Origin of the sequence: Bradyrhizobium sp. SHOUNA76 (assembly GCF_023006445.1) — a bacterium.
Classification (GTDB): Bacteria; Pseudomonadota; Alphaproteobacteria; order Rhizobiales; family Xanthobacteraceae; genus Bradyrhizobium.
Window position 1 is genome coordinate 1 of the sequence record NZ_JALBHA010001135.1, and the last position, 514, is coordinate 514.

Genomic DNA, 514 nt, shown 5'->3' on the forward strand with positions numbered 1-514 from the left:
CGGCACCGGTGGGGTCAAGGTCGCCGTGATCCTGCCGCTCTCGGCCGCGGGCAATGCCGGTCTTGCCGCGCAATCCATGCGCAACGCCGCCGAGATGGCGCTGGCTGAGTTCCAGAACCCGAACATCCAGCTCCTGATCAAGGACGACAATGGCAGCCCGCAAGGCGCGCAGGCCAGCGCGCAGCAGGCCGTCGACGAGGGCGCCGAGATCATCCTGGGGCCGCTGTTCGCGCAGTCGGTGCCGGCGGTGGCGCAGGTCGCGCGCACGCGCGGCATCTCGGTGATCGCCTTCTCGACCGATTCCAGCATCGCCGGCCGCGGCGTCTATCTGCTCTCGTTCCTGCCGGAGTCCGACGTCAATCGCATCGTCGAATATTCCGCCAGCATCGGAAAGCGCTCGGTCGCCGTGCTGGTGCCCGACAACGCCTATGGCAATGTCGTCGAAGCCGCCGTGAAGGCGGCGGTGCCGCGGCGTGGCGGGCGCATCGTCGCCTTCGAGAGGTACGGCGCCGAT

Annotated in this window: 1 protein-coding gene; it reads left to right on the forward strand. The window is 68.9% G+C overall.

Annotated elements, in window-relative coordinates; genetic code table 11:
* Positions 1-514 (forward strand): penicillin-binding protein activator (locus MOV74_RS40150; RefSeq protein ID WP_246933103.1); only part of this gene is annotated, 514 nt, incomplete at both ends.